This is a genomic window from Pseudomonas sp. GW821-FHT09D08 (assembly GCF_059416305.1).
Window position 1 is genome coordinate 70,761 of the sequence record NZ_JBWKOX010000017.1, and the last position, 17,242, is coordinate 88,002.

Here is a 17,242-nt window from a genome sequence, read left to right on the forward strand (position 1 = left end):
ACAACCGTTTATGGGTTGAGGAATGCCTGGTAGTTGTCCTTGGTGATCTGCTGGTAAGGAATGGTCAGCTCGGCGTCATACGGCTGTTTCTTGACCATCTTCACCGCCAGGTCAATGGAGCCCACGGCCTGCCCTTTGTTGTCCTGATACGCCGTCACCAGCAACTGGCCTTTCTTCACCGCATCCAGCCCGGCCGCGCCGCCATCGCTGCCGGCCACCAGAATATCCTTGCCCGGTTGCATGCCGGCCTGGCTGATCGCCATGGCCGCGCCAATCGCCATTTCATCGGCATTCGCCGCCACGGCGTCGATTTTGCGCCCGGACACGATCCAGTTGTTCATCAGGTCAATCGCCTTGCTGCGCTGCCATTCGGCACTCTGCTCCTCGACGATCTTGATACCCGGATAGTCCTTGAGCACGTTCTTGACCCCCTGCGTGCGGTTATGGGTGGCGTTGTTGGAGAGCAGGCCGAGCATGATCGCCAGGTTGCCTTTGCCGCCCATTTTCTCGGCCAGGTAGCGCATCTGGATTTCACCGGCCTTGATCTCATCCGAGCCGACATACCCAACCCCCGGCGGTACTTCCTTGAACTCGGGGCGGCGGTTGACGTACACCAGCGGGATCCTGGCCTGTTGGGCATTGACCGTCATTTTCTGGGTGGCGGCGGTGTCTACGGCGTTGACGATGATCGCGTCCATGCCCTGGGCGGTGAAGTTCTGCACCTGGTTAAGCTGGCGCACCACGTCGCCCTGGGCGTCTTCGAATTGCAGGGTCACGCCGGGCAGTTCCTTGGCGTGGGCGGCCATGTAGTCACGCATTTGCGCGAGAAACACGTCGTCGACCTGGGCGATGCTCACGCCGATCCGTATATCGGCCAGCGCCCAGGGGGTGATGGCGAGGGTCAAGAGTGCCGCAAGGAGTTGCTTCTTCATGGTTATGCTCCGTTGTTTTTGTTGTTGTTAAAGCATCACGCCTGGCGCTTGGCCCGCAGTTGCGTCACGGCCGCAGCGAAGTCCTCATACGCCCAGCGTTCGTCGAGGGCTTGCAGCATGAGTTGTTGCCCGGTTTGCGGGGCCAGGCCCTGCAAAGGTGGGTCGGTGTCGAGGTTGGTGGGGAAGGCATAGCCGTCGGCGGTGCAGGCCACCACCGCTGCAATTGCCTGGGCATCCAGGGCCGTGTTGGCCAGCAGGGCCGGGTACACCGCCAGCATCATGCGGTCGCGGTTGAGGGCTTCCATGGGCTTGCCGAAGGCCGAGGAGATTTGCAGCAGGTTGGCCATGCGCTGGTGGCCGGCCGTGCGGTTGGTGCCGGCGGCGTGGAACAGCGCCGGGTTGAAGAACAGCAGGTCGCCCTTGTCCAGTGGCAGTTGCACGGCGTGTTGCTGGAAGTGCTCGATAAATTCGGGGCGCCGCCAGGCCAGGTAACCCAGGGCGTATTGCTGGGAAAACGGCAGCAGCTGGGTGGGGCCGCTTTCCAGCGGCATCGCCGAGTGGGCCACGGCGCCCTGCAACGTCAGGTACTGGGACAGCACATGCAAGGGCAGCGGAAAGCGTTCCACCACCTCGGTGGTCTGGAAGCCCAGGTGATAGTCGCGGTGTGGCTGTTGCGCCTGGCCGCCGGGGTGCACCACGTTCACTTGCGCCGTCACCTGAAAGCTCGGGCCCAGCCATGCCTCGGCGATCAGCCCCAGCAGCGGGTTGGCGTAATACTCCACAAAGGATTGCGGCGACTGCAGCGCGGCCTTCTGCAATGAATTCCAGATACGCCCGTTACTGCCGGCCTTGGCAAAATGGTCGGCGGCCACGCCTTGGGCGGCCTCCTGGGCAAAGATCGCCTCGAACACCTGGCTGTGGCGATCCACCACTTCCAGGTCCTCATAGGCGCGGCGCACCACCATCACGCCCGGTCCATCGCGAAACAACCGGTGCAGTTCATTCATCACCGTGTGGCGGTCGCTGTTGCGCAAGGTGCGGGCCTGATAGACCGGCACGTTGCCGAGCACTTCCGCAGCCAGGGGATAGTCCTCGGCACGCGCCTGTTGCGCGCAAATCTGCTTGAAATCCTCAATGCGTACATCCTGCAGTGTCACGAATGCCGACATTACTCACCTCCCAGGCTCAGGGCCTTGAAGGGCTGCGGGCTGCCGCTGTCGGTGCAGCCGACCACGCCTTGTTCCAGGTCGATCACCGCGCCGGTCATCATCCCCGACTCGCGCGACAGCAGGAACGCCACGCTTTGCGCCACCTCTTCGGGCTTGAGCAGGCGACCGAACGGCTGCGCGCGTTCCGCCTCAGCCAGCCAACCGTCCTGGGCGCCGTGGTACTGGCGCTGGATCTGATCCTCATGGGGCGTGTCCATCCAGCCGATGTTCAGGCCGTTGACGCGGATCCGGTTGCGCAGCGCACTGAACGCCACGTTCCTGGTCAGGATCGCCAGCGCCCCCTTGGACGCCGCATAGGCACTGAGGAACGATTGCCCGCCATGCCCGGTGATGCTCTGGATATTCACCACGGCGCCTTCCACGCCCTGGCTGATCATCAATTTCAACGCGTCCTGCATCAGGAAAAACGGCGCCCGCACATTCACCGCCATCAGCCGATCGAACAGCTCCGGCGAGGTGTCGACAATGGTGCCGCGGTCCGACATCCCGGCGCAGTTCACCAGGCCATGCAAGGTGCCGAAGTGGGTGCGCGCGGCGTCGATGATCGCGCGGCAATCCTCGACCTGTTCAAGGTCGGCCTCGACAAAAAACGCCTGGCAATCCAGCTGCGCCAACTGTCGCACCTGTTCTTCGCCCTGGGCGCGGCGCCGCCCGCAAATGATCAGCCCGGCGGCGCCGCGTCGCGCCAGGGTGTGGGCCACGGCGGCGCCCAGGCCCTGGGTGCTGCCGGTGACGACAAAATATTGGCCGTTGAAGGTACTGGCGAGGTCGGCTTGAGGCATAGGGTTCTCCTGGATTGTTGTTGTTTTGATTGCCCGGCTCGACGCCGGACAAAACTGAGACTAGCATTGCAAAACCTCAGTAATACCTAAAAAAGACCTCATAAACACCTCAGGCGAAACCCATGCTCGAACGCGCCAAACACTTCTCCATCAAGCAGCTCGCGACCCAGGCGGGCGTAAGCAAGGCCACGGTCGACCGCGTGCTGCACCAGCGCGGCAGCGTGCACGCCCAGACTCGCCGACGTATCGAGCAGGCGCTGGATGAACTGGAGTCCCAGGAGAAAAACGGCCTGGCGGTAGGGCGCACCTTCCATGTCGACGTGATCATGCACACCCCTCAGCGTTTCAGCGCCGCGGTGCAGGCGGCGATCACCGCACAACTGGCCAGCCTGGCGCCGTTTCGCATCGCCCCGCGTTTTCACCTGTTCGAAGAAATCGAGCCCCAGGCCATGCACGATCAGTTGCTGCGCTGCCTCGACACCGGCAGCCAGGGCGTGGTGCTCAAGGCCGCCGACGAACCGGCGGTGAACCAGGCCGTCAAGCACCTGATCGCAGCGGGCATCCCGGTGGTGACCCTGGTGACGGACCTGCCGCAAAGCGAACGCATCGGCTACGTCGGCATGGACAACCGCACCGCCGGCCAGACCGCCGCCTACCTGATGTCGCGCTGGCTGCCGGCGCAGCCCCAGGACGTGGCGGTGGTGATCGGCAGCGAGTTGTTCCGTGGCGAAGAAGAGCGCGAGATGGGCTTTCGCGCCTGGCTGCGCGGGCGAGCCCCCCACCTGCGAGTGCTGGACGTCAGCGGCGGCTATGGCGTGTACCCGCGCACCTTCGAGCGGGTCACCCAGGCGCTGCAACAGCATCCCGGCCTCAAGGCGGTGTACAGCGTCGGCGGCGGCAACCGTGCGATTGTCGACGCCTTCGCCGCCCTGGGTCGCCCGCTGGAGGTGTTTATCGGCCACGACCTCGACGAAGAAAACCGCCAACTGCTGCTGGACGAAAAAATCGCCGCGATCATCGACCACAACCTGCAGATCGATGCCCGCCACGTGTTCCTGCACATCCTGCATTACCACCGGTTGTGGAAGGCCGGGCCGATTGCGCCGTCACAGGTGCAGATCGTCACCCCGTTCAACCTGCCGGACTGAGTACTCCCTCCAACAACAACATCAGGAGTTCAACCATGCTACGTATCGCTGTTCTAGGTGCCGGGCGCATCGCCAGGATCCACGCCGCCAACGTCGCCGCCCACCCGAATGCCACGCTGGTGCTGGTGGCCGACCCCTGGCGCGAAGGCGTCGATGCCCTCAGCCGCCAACTGGGCTGCGAGGCGGCCTACGATTGTGCCGCGGTCCTCACGCGCAAAGACATCGACGCCGTGGTCATCGGCACCCCCACCGACACCCATATCGACCTGCTGTTGGCCGCCGTCGCCGAGGGCAAGGCGGTACTCTGCGAGAAGCCCATCGACCTCGACATCGCCAAGGCCCGCAGCGCCGCCCAGGCCGTGGAACGCCAGGGCGGCAAGGTGATGCTTGGCTTCAATCGCCGCTTCGACCCCGACATGCTGCGCCTGCGCCAGGCCCTGGATGCCGGCCAGATCGGCGCGGTGCGCCAGGTGATCATCACCAGCCGCGACCCAGGCCTGGCGCCGCGGGATTACCTGGAACACTCCGGCGGCATCCTGCGCGACATGACCATCCACGACTTCGACACCGCCCGCCACCTGCTCGGCGAGGAACCGGTGGAAGTCAGCGCCATTGCCAGCCGCCTGGTGGACCCGAGCCTGGAACAGATCGACGACTATGACAGCGTGATGGTCCTGCTGCGTACCGCCTCCGGCAAGCAATGCCATATCAACTGTTGCCGCCAGGCGGTGTACGGTTACGACCAGCGCGTGGAAGTCTCCGGCGCCCTTGGCGTGCTGCTCACCGACAACCATCGCCCCAGCACCCTGCGCCACTGGAGCGCCGACCACACCGAAGCGCTGGAACCGTTGCAGCATTTCTTCCTGGAGCGTTACGCCGATGCCTATCGCAATGAGCTGACCCGGTTTATCGATGCGCTGAACAGCGGCCAGGCACTGCCCACCAGTGTGCGCGACGGGTTGTATGCGCTGCATCTGGCCGATTGTGCGTTGGAGTCGGTGAGGACGGGAAGGTGTGTGGCGGTGAGTTACGACCTGTAGGCCCCGGTCCGATCCACCAACCGAATGCTGTCCCGCCCGCCACGCTTGGATTCATACAGCGTGGTATCGCCCTGTTCGATCAGCGCCGCCAGGCTGGCCGGCGGCTGGTCGAACAGGGTGGCGCCGATGCTCAGGGTCACCGGCGCGGGCGTGGCGAAGGTTTGTGCGGCCAGTTGCTGGAACTGCTCGCGCAGGCTGCTGCCCAGTTCGACGATCTGCTCGGTCGAGGCCGGGTTGAGCAGGATCACAAACTCATCACCGCCCAAACGTGCGGCCAGCGCGCCTCGGGGCACGACGGCGCGAATCATCTCGCTCAAGGCGATCAGCACACGGTCGCCGGCGGTATGGCCGTGGAGGTCGTTGACCGACTTGAAGTTGTCGATATCGATCAGCAGCAGGGCGCCCGGTTGTTGCGCCGACACCTGGGCCAGCAGGCGCGGCGCGCGCAGGTCGAGGGCGCGGCGGTTGTAGAGGGCGGTGAGTGGGTCGCGGGCGGCGAGGCGGGCGATCTGCTGTTCGCGGCGGTAGCGTTCCGAGCCGGTCATCGACAGCGCAATCAGCATGATCGCCATGGCACCTTCCACCAGGGACACCTGGATGATCTCGCCCTTGAACGCCGCAAGGTCGATCAAGGTGCCGGGGATCACCACCGACAGCGCCTTGGCCACGTAGAACATGCCGTGGATCAGCAGCACATAACGCAGTTGCACCGCGCCGATGCTCAATGATCGGCCGTGGGGCCGTAGCAGGAAACTGGCGCGCAGGGTCGGCAGTGCGACCAGCAGCGACTGCACGCCCAACATGGCTTTGGACCACGGCAGGTCGGTCGGGAGCATCAGCATGCCCAGCCACACGGCCAGCAGCAGCCACCATCGCGGCGACAGGCGTACCTGGGTAAAGCGCGCGACCCCGAGCAAGAACAGGCAGTGCGCGGCCACCAGCAGTCCGTTGGCAAACCAGATGCCGATGAGCAGGTAGCCATTGATGCGCAGCAGGGCCAGGGTGGAGCCGACGGTGATGGTGGCGAAACCGGCGCTCCAGAACAGCAGCGAAGGTTCGCGTACGCTGCGCCATTCTATGGCCAGGTACAGGGCAGCAGCAGCGGCCAGGGCAACGGTGAGTGCCAAAATCGTAGGAGGGTCGAGCGTCATTTCGTGCTGGGTCTGCCTGGGTGTGCGTTGAAGCCGGGGATTGTAAGCGCACACGCAGGTTTTTCAGAGCCCAAAGGATAATGGCATACAGCCATCCGATGATCGGCGGTCTAGACGCCTTTGGTCGACGGCAGCAGTATCGTCAGGATGCCCACCAGTGGCAGGAACGAGCACAGTGTGTAGACGTACTCGATGCCGTGGCTGTCGGCGAGCAGGCCGAGCAAGGCCGCGCCGATCCCGCTGAAGCCGAACATCAGGCCGAAAAAGATCCCGGCGATCATGCCGACATTGCCCGGCACCAGTTCCTGGGCAAACACCACGATGGCCGAGAACGCCGAGGCGAGGATAAAGCCGATCACCACGCTGAGCACGGCGGTCCAGAACAGGTCGACGTAGGGCAGGGCCAGGGTGAACGGCGCGGCACCGAGGATCGAGAACCAGATGACTTTCTTACGCCCGATCCGGTCGCCGATCGGCCCGCCCGCGAAGGTGCCCACGGCCACCGCACCGAGGAACAGGAACAGGTACATCTGGGAACTCGATACCGACAGGTGGAATTTTTCAATCAGGTAGAACGTGAAGTAGCTAGTCAGGCTGGTCATGTAGAAGTACTTGGAGAACACCAGCACCGCCAGCACCACCAGGGCAAACGTCACGCGGCCCTTGGACAAGCCGTGGGTGGCCTTGCCGCCTTGCTTGAGCTTGAACAGGTTGAGGTGGTTGCGGTACCAGCGGCTCAAGCCGTACAGCACCAGGATCGCGAACACGGCAAACAGCCCGAACCAGGCGATGTTGCCTTGGCCGTAAGGAATGATGATCGCCGCCGCGAGCAACGGCCCCAACGCGCTGCCGGTGTTGCCGCCGACCTGGAAGGTCGATTGCGCCAGGCCATAGCGCCCGCCGGAGGCCAGGCGGGCGACGCGCGAGGTTTCCGGGTGGAAGGTCGATGAGCCGACGCCCACCAGGGCTGCCGCCAGCAGGATCGCCGGGAAGCTGCCGACAAACGCCAGCATCAGGATGCCGACCAGGGTGCAGACCATGCCCGCCGGCAGCAGCCACGGCTTGGGATGCCGGTCGGTGTGGTAGCCGATCCAGGGTTGCAGCAGCGAGGCGGTCAGCTGGAACGTCAGGGTGATCAGGCCGACCTGGGTAAACGTCAGGCCGTAGTTGGCCTTGAGCATCGGGTAGATCGACGGCAATACGGCCTGGATCAGGTCATTGATCAGGTGCGCCAGGGCACAGGCGCCGAGGATACGCAGGACTAACGGGCTTACTTGGGGCGGACTCGAGGTGGCGGCAGGTGATGCGGTCAGGGTCGACATGCAGGCATTCCATACAAGGCAGCGAACAGGGGCAGCGAGTACTTGAGCAGGCTGCCCATTTCAATTTGTTTCAGAGCTTATGCTAGATTCGCCAGGAATGCCCGTCTCGCGTAATTCGGGAGGCAACCATCGTAAAAAGGGCGAAATGATCAAATCACTGGATAAATTTTTGCAGGAAATCGATGAGGGCGACTGGGCCGTCATCAGTTCGGCCACCGATTATCCGGAAAACTGGGTGATCCCCGACCACAGTCACGAAAAGCATCAATTACTCTACGCCACCGAAGGCGTGATGGTGGTGCATTCGGCGCACAACCAATGGACGGTGCCGCCCAATCGCGGCTTCTGGATGCCCTGCGGGCACGTGCACTCCCTGCGTTGCGTGGGCGCCCTGAAAATGCGCAGCGTGTTCGTGCGCCCCGACAGTTTCCCCAACCTGCCGACCGAGACCAAGGCGGTGAGTATTTCGCCGCTGCTCAGCGAGCTGATCAAGGCCTCCGTGAGCTTGAAACCGCCCTATGCCGAAGACTCCCGCGATGCGCGGATCATGCACCTGATCCTCGACGAGCTGGCGCTGTTGCCGGCCTTGCCGCTGTCGCTGCCGCAGCCCGCCGATCTGCGGATCCAGCAGATCTGCCTGGCGTGGCAGGAGGACCCGGGCGATGCCTCCACCGTGGCGGATTGGAGCGAGCGCCTGGCCCTCGACCAGAAAACCATCCAGCGCCTGTTCCGCAAGGACACCGGCATGACCTTCGGCCAATGGCGCCAGCAGGCGCGGCTGCTGCTGGCATTGGAGCGTATCGCGGTGGGGCAGAAGATTATCGACGTGGCCCTGGAGCTGGGCTACGAAAGCCCCAGCGCATTTACCAGCATGTTCAAGAAACAGTTTGGCAAGACCCCGAGTCATTTTTTCCGCTGACGTCGGCGCAGTAGTCGTCCAGCAAGCCGTTGAATGCGTCGATATCCAGCGGTCGGCTGAGGAAGTAGCCCTGGCCTTCTTCACACGCCACGCTTTTGAGCATGGCCAGGTGCTCAGCGGTTTCGATGCCTTCGGCCGTGACCGTCAGGGCAAGGGCACGGCCCAAGCCGACAATGGCTTGGATAATCGCCTTGTCATCCTCGCTTTCCTCCAGTCGGGTGAGGAAGCTGCGGTCGATTTTCAGGCCATCGAACGGGAACGCCCGCAGGTAGCTGAGGGACGAATAGCCGGTGCCGAAGTCATCCATGGCAATGCGGATGCCCAGTTGCTTGAGCGTGCGCATCACCTCAAGTGCGCCGACGGCGTCCTCGAGCATGACGCTTTCGGTCATTTCCACTTCAAGGCGCGCAGGGTCGATACCCGAAGCGTCCAGGGCGTGGCGCACGCGCTCCACCAGGTTGCCGCGCTTGAACTCGGTGGGTGACAGGTTCACCGAGACGAACAGCGTGTCCGGCCACTGCGCCGCGCATGCACACGCGGTTGCCAGTACCCAGTCACTCAGCGCCAGGATCAACCCCGACTCTTCGGCAATCGGAATAAAGGTGTCCGGGGCGATCAGCCCGCGTACCGGGTGCTGCCAGCGCACCAGGGCTTCGGCCCCGACCATCTGCCCATCGGCGATGCGATAGCGCGGCTGGAAGTGCAGGCGCAGTTCGGCGTGCTTGATCGCAAAGCGCAGATCGCTCTCCAGGCGCCGCCGCTCGATGATCCGCGTATTCATGTCCCCGGAGTAAAAGCGCCAGGTATTGCGCCCGGCCGCCTTGGCCTCATACAGCGCGATATCGGCGTAGCGCAGCAGTTCGGTGGCATCGCGGGCATCGGTGGGCGCCAGGGCAATGCCGATACTGGCGCTGATAAACACCTCTTGTTCGTCGATTTTGATCGCCTGCTCGATGGACTCGATCAAGCGCAGGCACAGGCTTTCGACTTCATCCTGGCTGCCGGCGTCGCTGAGGATCAGCACAAACTCATCGCCGCCGACGCGAGCCACCAGGTCACCATGGCGCACGCAAGCAGCCAGGCGGCCGGACACTTGATTGAGCACCCGGTCACCGGCGGCGTGGCCGAGCAGGTCATTGACCGGCTTGAAGCGGTCCAGGTCGAGGCTGAGCATCACCAGCGGCTGCTCGGCGCTGGGCAGGGCCTTGAGTTTGCCGTCCAGGAATGCCTGCAGGCGCGTGCGGTTGGGCAGCCCGGTCAGGGCGTCGTGTTGAGACAGGTACTCGATGCGCCGACGTGCTTCGACTTCTTCGGTGACGTCGGTGGCCGTCCCGCGAAACCCGCCACAGGGCATTTCCCGGGCCGACAGCCGGGTTGTGCGCTCCTGTCCCTGGGCATCGATATAGCGGCATTGCACACTGATGTCCACGCGCCGGCCCGGAGTGCTCAGCCACTGCGACAGCAGGTCGGCCTCGGTGTCCAGCAGGTCGCTCATCGCCGCCCCGAGCCAGGCTTGCCGGGTCAGGCCGGTGACGCTTTCGAAACGCTCCGACAGATAGGTAAAACGCCAGCCGACATCGATTTCCCAGACCCAGTCCGAGCTGGCCTCCACCACGTCGCGAAAGCGCGCCTCGCTGGTGGCCAGGGCGGCCTGGCTGTCCAGCAGGGAGGTGTGGCTGGCATCCAGGGCGAGGGCGGCGGCGGTGGTGCGGCGCAGTATCACCCAGGTCATCAGGCACACCAGCAGCGCGGCCAGGCCCAGCAGCGGCAGGCCTACGCCCATCAAGCGCAGGCCGGGCCGGGCCGGTTCCCAGTGCAGGCTGCCGGCGACGCCGTTGTCGCCCAGGGGGAAAACCAGGGTCTGGCCGATGTCATCGGGCGTGGCCACATGCAGCTTGCCCACGCCGAACTCATCGCCGATTGCGTGCAACTTGGCGCTGTTGAGGACGTCGACGAAAATCAACACCGAGGCCGGCCGGCCATCGGGCTCTACCGTGGGATCGGTGCCGGGCGTGATCGCGGCGGCGGCCACCAGTGCCGGGCTGCCGCGTACATTGATGAACGCCGTGACCGGTGTTTCGTTTTCAGCCCCGGCACGCGCCTGCTCGATAATTTCGGTCAAGGGCTGGTCGAGCCACTGCGAGAGCTCGACGCTTTGCAGCTCGCCCTTGATCACCGAGTAGACCGTGCGATTGTCGTTATCGACCACAAACAGGCCTTGGAAACCGAAGTCCTGATACAGCGTGGCGCCGACGTTGCCGCGCGCGTAGGCCCAGTCGCTGTCCACGGTCATGTGCAGGTGCTTGTAGGCATCGCTCCAGAAGGCGTAGTCCTTGACGGTCACCCGCAGGGACTTCTCCAGGGATTGCACGGCTTTACGCGTATAAAACGCGCTTTCCTGCTGTTCGGAGTGATCCAGTTCGTGCGCGAGGTAAACCAGGGAATAGGCAGCGGCGGCAAAGACCAGGGCCAGCAACGCCACGAAATTGAACAGCGACGTGCGCGCCAGCGACAGGCTGCTGCGGTCGGACAAGGTGCGGACGATAGGGGCGAGAGAGTTCGGCATGGTTTCCCGCAGGACGTCGCTGCAAGTCATTGGTATGACGGGTTATCGGCGGTGCGGGTAAAAAGCTTAGTGCTTCGGTGTTGGCGTCAACCGAGGCCGCTGCAGTATCAGGAATGGCTGCGCCTCAACGAGGCGCGGCGCTTGATGTCGAGCGAGTGCCGCGTGTCCAGCATGGCGATATGGCCATGCTGCGCGGCAAAGCGCCGGTCAGCGATCCGCTGGCGTCAAGTTAGCGTAGAAGATGCAGCCGATCAGCCGCGCAAACAGGCTGAGGGTTTCCGGCAGGTTGGGGTCGTCAAACAGCATCGCCCGGGAATCCAGCGCACACAGTGCGCCGAACAGGCGGCCATCCGGCAGGAAGATCGGCGCCCCGGCGTAGCTCTCGATGGCGTATTGCTTGACCACCGGGCGCGTGGCAAAGCGGCCATTGGCGCTGACCTGCGGGATGAACAGGGTCTGCGGGTTGATGCAGAACTCGCTGCACAGGGTGGTTTCCAGGTCGAGCACGTCATCGGCATGAATGCCCATGTCGAAGGGGTCGTGCGCTGAACAGACAATCCATTCCAGGTCAGTGAACTTGGCGATGCCGGCAAAGCGCATGCCCGTCAGGCGGGTGACCAATTGCAGGATGCTGGTGGTGGCTTCGATTTCGGCGATGGCAGCGCGTTCGTCGGCGCTGAGTAACGCGTGTGCGGCGGTGAAGCTTGGAAGCATGGTTGAACACTCCACTGGCGTGGCGGCCCTTGCCACCACGCTTGGTCAGGTCTTAATTGATACGCGGATGCTGCTGCACCAGGTTCTGGCGCTTGGCTTCCAGTTCGGCAATCTCGGCGTCGATGTCTTCGATTTTCTGCTCGATATTGTCGTGATGCTCCTGTAGCAACTCCTTCGCTTCTTCCATGTCCGACGCAGCCGGTGCGGCGCCGCGCAGGGGTTTGTTGGCGGTTTCCTTCATGGTCAGGCCGGTGATCAGGCCGACCACCGCAAACACCATCAGGTAGTAGGCGGGCATGTACAGGTCGTTGGTGCTTTCCACCAGCCAGGCCACCGCGGTAGGGGTGACGCCGGCGATCAATACGGAGACGTTGAACGCACTGGCCAAGGCACTGTAGCGCAGGTGCGTGGGGAACATCGCCGGCAGCGTGGACGCCATGACGCCGATGAAGAAGTTAAGCACGACGGCCAGGATCAGCAAGCCGGCGAAGATCAGGCCGGTCTTGCCGCTGGTAATCAGCATGAAGGCCGGAATGGCCAGGAACAGCAGGCCGATGCTGCCGGCGATGATGAAGGGCTTGCGGCCGATCTTGTCGCTGACAAAACCGATGAACGGCTGCACGAACAGCATGCCGACCATGATCGCGATGATGATCAGCACGCCGCTGTTTTCGGAGTAGTGCAGGTTATGGGACAGGTAGCTCGGCATGTACGTGAGCAGCATGTAGTACGTCACGTTGGTGGCCGCGACGATGCCGATGCAAGTCAGCAGGCTGCGCCAGTGCTTGGTGGCGATCTCCTTGAATGACACTTTCGGGCCATGGGTCAGGCCTTCGCGGTCACCCTGTTCGAGCTTGTCGACATGCTGTTGGAACGCCGGGGTTTCTTCCAGCGCATGGCGCAGGTACAGGCCGATCATGCCCAGGGGCAGGGCCAGGAAGAACGGCAGGCGCCAGCCCCAGGCCTCGAAGTCGGCTTCGCCCAGCACGCTGGAGATCAGCACCACGACGCCGGCACCGAGGACGAAACCGGCGATGGAGCCGAAGTCCAGCCAACTGCCGAGGAAACCGCGCTTGCGGTCCGGCGCATATTCGGCGACGAAGATCGAGGCGCCGGTGTATTCACCGCCCACCGAGAAGCCCTGGGCCATTTTGCACAGCAGCAGCAGGATCGGCGCCCAGATGCCGATGGAGGCATACCCGGGGATCAGGCCGATGGCGAAGGTGCTCAGCGACATGATCACAATGGTCGCGGCGAGGACTTTCTGGCGTCCGTATTTATCGCCCAGCGCGCCGAAGAACAGGCCGCCCAGGGGACGAATCAGGAACGGCACGGAGAACGTCGCCAGTGCCGCGATCATTTGTACGCTGGGGGAGGCGTCGGGGAAGAACACCTTGCCCAATACATAGGCGACAAACCCGTAGACACCAAAGTCGAACCACTCCATGGCGTTACCCAGTGCGGCGGCGGTGATCGCCTTGCGCATCTTGGCGTCGTCAACAATGGTGATGTCTTTCAAACCGATGGGCTTGACGCTTTTCTTACGTAATTTCATGCGGACCACTCTAAAACAGAACAGGGGAGGTGCCATCGTTGCAATGGCACCGCTCTGTCAGTTCAGATACAAGCGGACATGAAATAATTCACCGCTATTTGCGTTTTTTTGCCTGGGGTGCAATTTGCGTGCAATTGCCTGGGTTTTCGGGGTGAGCACCTACCCTGGGGCAAACCCGTTCGCCACAGTTGTAAAGAGGACTTATCCCGATGCCTGCCACCGTTTCCCGCCTTGTCTATCGTCCGCCACAGCTTGGGGATGTGCAGCGATTATTCGCGATCTTCGGTGACCCGCTGACCAATCTCTTCAATCCCTCCGGGCCCATGCCCAGCCTGTCCGCGGCCCAACGCCTGCTCGATCACTGGCTCCAGCAGTGGGCCGACAACGGCTATGGCTGGTGGGCGGTTGCCCGTATTGACGCGCCGGACTTCATCATCGGCTTTGGTGGAGTCGCCCCGCTTAACTACCTCACGCAACCGCGCGTCAACCTGGGCTACCGCTTTGCCGTGGAAGCCTGGGGGCAGGGCTACGCCACTGAGCTGGCACGCGATGCCCTGGCGTTGGCGTTTGACACCCTCCGTCTGCCGGAAGTGTTCGGCCTGGTGCGGCCCGATCACGCGGCGTCGATCCGTGTGCTGGAGAAGGTCGGCATGCAGCCGTTCGGTGTGCTCGACGATGTGCCCGGCAAGGCGCCGAGCCGGGTCATGCGCATTTGTCGTCCTACAACCTAGCTGCGCCTGACACTTTTCACACCCGTGAGATAGCCCGCAAAAGCCGTAATCTTTCAGATTGACAGCGGGTAGGTAGCCCGATATAAAAGCCACAGTTGTACGACGACATATGACGTTACATATGTCCTACCTAACAAAAATAAAAAGTGATGCCATGAACTTGATCGAGCCCATCAACGCCCAGCGCGTTGGCCAAGCTGTAGGCAACTATCGCTGGACCATCTGCGCGATGTTGTTTTTCGCGACCACCGTCAACTACCTCGACCGCCAGGTGCTCAGCCTGCTCGCGCCGCAGTTGTCGACGCAATTTGGCTGGAGCAACACCGATTACGCCAATATCGCGGCGGTGTTTCAGTTTGTGTATGCGATCTCCATGCTGTTCGCCGGGCGGTTCGTCGACAAGATCGGCACCAAGGCCGCCTATGTGATCGCGATTGCGGTCTGGTCCACCGGCGCCATCATGCATGCGTTTTCGGTGCCGATGGGCGAGGGCATCGCCGCGGTCAGCGGTGCGCTCGGCCTGGCAGTGATCCCGGTATCCATCGCCGGCTTCATGCTGTCCCGGGCGGTGCTGGCGATCGGCGAGGCGGGTAACTTCCCGATTGCGATCAAGGCCACCGCCGAATATTTCCCCAAGAAAGAACGCTCGCTGGCCACCGGGATCTTCAACTCCGGCGCCAACGTCGGCGCGATCCTGGCGCCGATCTGTGTGCCCCTGATCGCCGGGATGTGGGGCTGGGAAGCGGCCTTTATGGTCATCGGCATGCTGGGCTTTGTGTGGGTGGCGGTATGGGCGGCGGTGTATGAGAAGCCGGAGCAGCAAAAACGCCTGTCGGCCGAAGAGCTGGCCTATATCCGCAGCGACCAGGCGCAGCAGCCCTCTATCCCGCCGGTTGCAGGCGCGGTACAGAAAAAAGTCTCGTGGTTCAAGTTGCTCACCTACCGCCAGACCTGGGCGTTTGCCTTCGGCAAGTTCATGACCGATGGCGTGTGGTGGTTCTTCCTGTTCTGGCTGCCCACCTACCTGTCGGCGCAATACGGCATGAAAGGCGCCGATATCGTCATGCCGCTGGCCGTGCTGTACAGCATGACCATGGTCGGCAGCATCGGCGGCGGCTGGTTCCCCAGCTACTTCATGGCCCGTGGCGATGCCCCCTATGACGGCCGCATGAAAGCCATGCTGGTGATCGCGCTGTTCCCGTTGGTGGTGTTGCTGGCGCAGCCGTTGGGCTACATCAGCTTCTGGGTCCCGGTATTGCTGATCGGCGTCGGCGCCTCGGCGCACCAGGCGTGGTCGTGCAACATCTTCACCACCGTGTCCGACATGTTCCCGCAGAAGACCGTGGCCTCGGTGGTCGGCATCGGCGGCATGGCCGGCGGCATCGGCGGTGTGGTGATGACCAAGATCGGCGGCTGGGTGTTCGACTACTACAAGTCCATCAATGACATCCACACCGGCTACATGATCATGTTCGCGATCTGTGCGCTGGCGTACCTGGTGGCGTGGAGCGTGATGAAGACCCTGGTGCCGCGCCATAAGGAAATCACTGACCTGTAAACCCAGACCCGCTACCTCTGTGGTGAGCGGGCTTGTCGAATCGTCGCACCGCCCGCGTTGGGGTGCGAAGCGCCCCTGATGAAGACGAATGCGGTGCATCAGACACGCCTCTGCGCCAGGTTTAGGGGCTGCTGCGCAGCCCAACGCGGGACAAGCCCGCTCGCCACAGGTCCGTCGAATCACCCATAACGTTGTGTCGATACCCATTCCTTCAAGCGCCTTTGCTACAGCGCGCGCGCCCAGGTCTGGCTGACCAGCTGTTTGCCGAAACTCAAGGTGGGCTCTTCTTCCACCAACTCGAAACCGGCTTTCTGGTAGAGCTTGCGCGCATCGGTCAGGGCGCTCATGGTCCACAGCATCATGCGGGTGTAGCCGGCATCGCGGGCAAAGCGCAGGCATTCGTCCACCAGGCGCCGGCCTATGCCCAGGCCCCGCGCACTCGCATCCACGTAGAGCATGCGCAGCTTGGCGGTTGTATCGTCATGGCGCACGACGAACACCGAACCCACCACCTCGCCATCCTTCTCCGCGATCCAGCAGCGCTCCCGCGCCGGGTCGAACTCGCGCAGGTACTTGGCGACGATCTCCGCCACCAGCGCTTCAAACTCCCAGTTCCAATGGTATTCGCGGGCATACAGCGCGGCTTGCTGCTGCACCACCAGGCCCATATCCCCGGGGCGTGGATCGCGCAGCAGGTAGCTCGAAGGGCTGCCTTGCAACAGGGCCTGGATGCGTTGCATGGCGTCGGTCAATTGCTGCTGCTGGGATTCGGGCAGGCTCTCGAGCAGGGCGATGACTTCATCCTGGGTCTGCTGTTCCAGCGGCGCCAGGACCGCGCGACCGAGATCGGTGAGGTGCAATTGCACCGCGCGCGCATCGGTGGCGCAGCGGACTTTCTGGATCAGGCCGTTTTTCTCGAAGCCACTGGTCAGGCGGCTCAGGTAACCCGCGTCGAGGCTGAGCATCTGGCACAGGTCGGCACTGGTGAGGTCGCCACGGGAGGACAGCTCGTACATCACCCGAATTTCAGTCAGGGAATAGTCGCTGTGCAGCAGGTGTTCCTGCAGCACGCCGATCTGGTGGGTGTAGAAGCGATTGAAGCCGCGCACGATGCCGGCGCGTTCCACAAGCAGGGGAGTGGACATGGTGGATGCTCGAATGGTTGCCTTAGGCAATTATATTGTTGCTTTAGGCAATCATGTCAATGGCTTTGCTCGGGCCAAGGCATAGAGCGGGCCCGCTTGGGAAAGGCCGAAGCCGAGTGTCGGCAGCAGGCACAGCGTTGCGACACCGGCGCCCCCCATCATCAGTGCGGTCCAGAGGCCGGTTGCCTGCGCCGCGAGGTGCGTCAGTTGCCGTTGGTTGATCACGCTGAACCACAACCAGAGGGCGACCGCACGCAGGGAAAAAACCAGCCCCGCGAACCAGGCGCGTGTATCCAATGCAGGTTGATGAAAACTGCTGATGTTCGACAGCACGAGGCTCGTCGTGAGGCATGCCAGGGGGGCTGCCAGTCGGCGCCATGGGAGCCGGTTGATTGACAGCGGGGCGCTGGTAAGGCCCTGTGTCGAGAGTGTGCATTTGCCCCAGGCGCT

At 63.1% G+C, this 17,242-nt stretch carries 15 protein-coding genes; 5 read left to right on the forward strand and 10 right to left on the reverse strand.

What is annotated here, in order from left to right; translation table 11 throughout:
• Positions 1-8 precede the first annotated feature (8 nt).
• The 3 genes from AC07OP_RS23900 to AC07OP_RS23910 are packed head-to-tail and all read right to left on the reverse strand — an operon-like array spanning position 9 to position 2,943.
• Entirely contained in the window at positions 9-932 is a 924-nt protein-coding gene (locus AC07OP_RS23900) for a sugar ABC transporter substrate-binding protein (protein ID WP_253490645.1), read from the reverse strand.
• A 35-nt stretch (positions 933-967) separates the two neighbouring features.
• Complete coding sequence (locus AC07OP_RS23905) at positions 968-2,101, reverse strand: phytanoyl-CoA dioxygenase family protein (protein ID WP_495102727.1); 1,134 nt, start codon at positions 2,099-2,101, stop codon at positions 968-970.
• Positions 2,101-2,943 carry an SDR family oxidoreductase gene (locus tag AC07OP_RS23910; protein ID WP_065942070.1) on the reverse strand — a complete coding sequence of 281 codons (843 nt, stop codon included), beginning with the start codon at positions 2,941-2,943 and terminating at the stop codon, positions 2,101-2,103. The genes AC07OP_RS23905 and AC07OP_RS23910 overlap by 1 nt, the downstream gene beginning before the upstream one ends.
• A gap of 122 nt (positions 2,944-3,065) precedes the next feature.
• On the opposite strand from AC07OP_RS23910, the gene AC07OP_RS23915 reads away from it, so the two are divergent.
• A complete protein-coding gene (locus AC07OP_RS23915) occupies positions 3,066-4,091 on the forward strand; it encodes a LacI family DNA-binding transcriptional regulator (RefSeq protein WP_141155132.1) in 1,026 nt (341 codons plus the stop codon).
• 35 nt (positions 4,092-4,126) lie between these two features.
• Positions 4,127-5,131 (forward strand): inositol 2-dehydrogenase, encoded by a 1,005-nt coding sequence (gene iolG / locus AC07OP_RS23920; protein ID WP_065942072.1) that lies wholly within the window; start codon positions 4,127-4,129, stop codon positions 5,129-5,131.
• Here iolG and AC07OP_RS23925 read toward each other — a convergent pair.
• Both AC07OP_RS23925 and AC07OP_RS23930 read right to left on the reverse strand, forming a co-directional pair.
• Positions 5,119-6,282 carry a GGDEF domain-containing protein gene (locus AC07OP_RS23925; protein WP_495102728.1) on the reverse strand — a complete coding sequence of 388 codons (1,164 nt, stop codon included), beginning with the start codon at positions 6,280-6,282 and terminating at the stop codon, positions 5,119-5,121. The two genes, iolG and AC07OP_RS23925, sit on opposite strands and share 13 nt — an antisense overlap.
• 110 nt (positions 6,283-6,392) lie before the next feature.
• On the reverse strand, positions 6,393-7,604 hold the full coding sequence (locus tag AC07OP_RS23930; RefSeq protein ID WP_315871735.1) for an MFS transporter: 1,212 nt from the start codon (positions 7,602-7,604) through the stop codon (positions 6,393-6,395).
• A 97-nt stretch (positions 7,605-7,701) separates the two neighbouring features.
• Between AC07OP_RS23930 and AC07OP_RS23935 the strand changes: the two genes are divergently transcribed.
• Entirely contained in the window at positions 7,702-8,523 is an 822-nt protein-coding gene (locus AC07OP_RS23935) for an AraC family transcriptional regulator (protein ID WP_065942075.1), read from the forward strand.
• Here the strand turns inward: AC07OP_RS23935 and AC07OP_RS23940 are convergent.
• From AC07OP_RS23940 to proP, 3 genes are all read right to left on the reverse strand, one after another.
• The gene (locus AC07OP_RS23940) at positions 8,480-11,089 is read right to left on the reverse strand and encodes a bifunctional diguanylate cyclase/phosphodiesterase (protein ID WP_495102729.1); all 2,610 of its coding nucleotides are present in this window, start codon (positions 11,087-11,089) and stop codon (positions 8,480-8,482) included. The genes AC07OP_RS23935 and AC07OP_RS23940 overlap by 44 nt on opposite strands.
• Before the next feature lie 207 nt (positions 11,090-11,296).
• Entirely contained in the window at positions 11,297-11,803 is a 507-nt protein-coding gene (locus AC07OP_RS23945) for a GAF domain-containing protein (protein WP_027608500.1), read from the reverse strand.
• Between the two features lie 52 nt (positions 11,804-11,855).
• Positions 11,856-13,358, reverse strand: coding sequence for a glycine betaine/L-proline transporter ProP (gene proP, locus AC07OP_RS23950; protein ID WP_027608499.1), 1,503 nt, complete (start codon positions 13,356-13,358; stop codon positions 11,856-11,858).
• Between the two features lie 209 nt (positions 13,359-13,567).
• Between proP and AC07OP_RS23955 the strand changes: the two genes are divergently transcribed.
• Positions 13,568-14,089: a GNAT family N-acetyltransferase gene (locus AC07OP_RS23955; RefSeq protein ID WP_092356931.1), complete on the forward strand. Its 522-nt coding sequence runs from the start codon at positions 13,568-13,570 to the stop codon at positions 14,087-14,089.
• Between the two features lie 154 nt (positions 14,090-14,243).
• Positions 14,244-15,647: an MFS transporter gene (locus tag AC07OP_RS23960; RefSeq protein ID WP_065942081.1), complete on the forward strand. Its 1,404-nt coding sequence runs from the start codon at positions 14,244-14,246 to the stop codon at positions 15,645-15,647.
• A gap of 224 nt (positions 15,648-15,871) precedes the next feature.
• Here AC07OP_RS23960 and AC07OP_RS23965 read toward each other — a convergent pair whose 3' ends face one another.
• Both AC07OP_RS23965 and AC07OP_RS23970 read right to left on the reverse strand, forming a co-directional pair.
• Positions 15,872-16,792 carry a bifunctional helix-turn-helix transcriptional regulator/GNAT family N-acetyltransferase gene (locus AC07OP_RS23965; RefSeq protein ID WP_495102730.1) on the reverse strand — a complete coding sequence of 307 codons (921 nt, stop codon included), beginning with the start codon at positions 16,790-16,792 and terminating at the stop codon, positions 15,872-15,874.
• Between the two features lie 51 nt (positions 16,793-16,843).
• The gene (locus tag AC07OP_RS23970) at positions 16,844-17,125 is read right to left on the reverse strand and encodes a hypothetical protein (RefSeq protein WP_495102731.1); all 282 of its coding nucleotides are present in this window, start codon (positions 17,123-17,125) and stop codon (positions 16,844-16,846) included.
• Positions 17,126-17,242 lie beyond the last annotated feature (117 nt).

Bases quoted from the DNA above. Each gene is read 5' to 3' on its own strand.
- AC07OP_RS23930 (WP_315871735.1), bottom strand. From the start codon at position 7,604: ATGTCGACCCTGACCGCATCACCTGCCGCCACCTCGAGTCCGCCCCAA.
- AC07OP_RS23925 (WP_495102728.1), bottom strand. From the start codon at position 6,282: ATGACGCTCGACCCTCCTACGATTTTGGCACTCACCGTTGCCCTGGCC.
- AC07OP_RS23935 (WP_065942075.1), top strand. From the start codon at position 7,702: ATGCCCGTCTCGCGTAATTCGGGAGGCAACCATCGTAAAAAGGGCGAA.
- AC07OP_RS23910 (WP_065942070.1), bottom strand. From the start codon at position 2,943: ATGCCTCAAGCCGACCTCGCCAGTACCTTCAACGGCCAATATTTTGTC.
- iolG (WP_065942072.1), top strand. From the start codon at position 4,127: ATGCTACGTATCGCTGTTCTAGGTGCCGGGCGCATCGCCAGGATCCAC.
- AC07OP_RS23900 (WP_253490645.1), bottom strand. From the start codon at position 932: ATGAAGAAGCAACTCCTTGCGGCACTCTTGACCCTCGCCATCACCCCC.
- AC07OP_RS23960 (WP_065942081.1), top strand. From the start codon at position 14,244: ATGAACTTGATCGAGCCCATCAACGCCCAGCGCGTTGGCCAAGCTGTA.
- AC07OP_RS23940 (WP_495102729.1), bottom strand. From the start codon at position 11,089: ATGCCGAACTCTCTCGCCCCTATCGTCCGCACCTTGTCCGACCGCAGC.
- AC07OP_RS23945 (WP_027608500.1), bottom strand. From the start codon at position 11,803: ATGCTTCCAAGCTTCACCGCCGCACACGCGTTACTCAGCGCCGACGAA.
- AC07OP_RS23965 (WP_495102730.1), bottom strand. From the start codon at position 16,792: ATGTCCACTCCCCTGCTTGTGGAACGCGCCGGCATCGTGCGCGGCTTC.
- AC07OP_RS23905 (WP_495102727.1), bottom strand. From the start codon at position 2,101: ATGTCGGCATTCGTGACACTGCAGGATGTACGCATTGAGGATTTCAAG.
- proP (WP_027608499.1), bottom strand. From the start codon at position 13,358: ATGAAATTACGTAAGAAAAGCGTCAAGCCCATCGGTTTGAAAGACATC.
- AC07OP_RS23915 (WP_141155132.1), top strand. From the start codon at position 3,066: ATGCTCGAACGCGCCAAACACTTCTCCATCAAGCAGCTCGCGACCCAG.
- AC07OP_RS23955 (WP_092356931.1), top strand. From the start codon at position 13,568: ATGCCTGCCACCGTTTCCCGCCTTGTCTATCGTCCGCCACAGCTTGGG.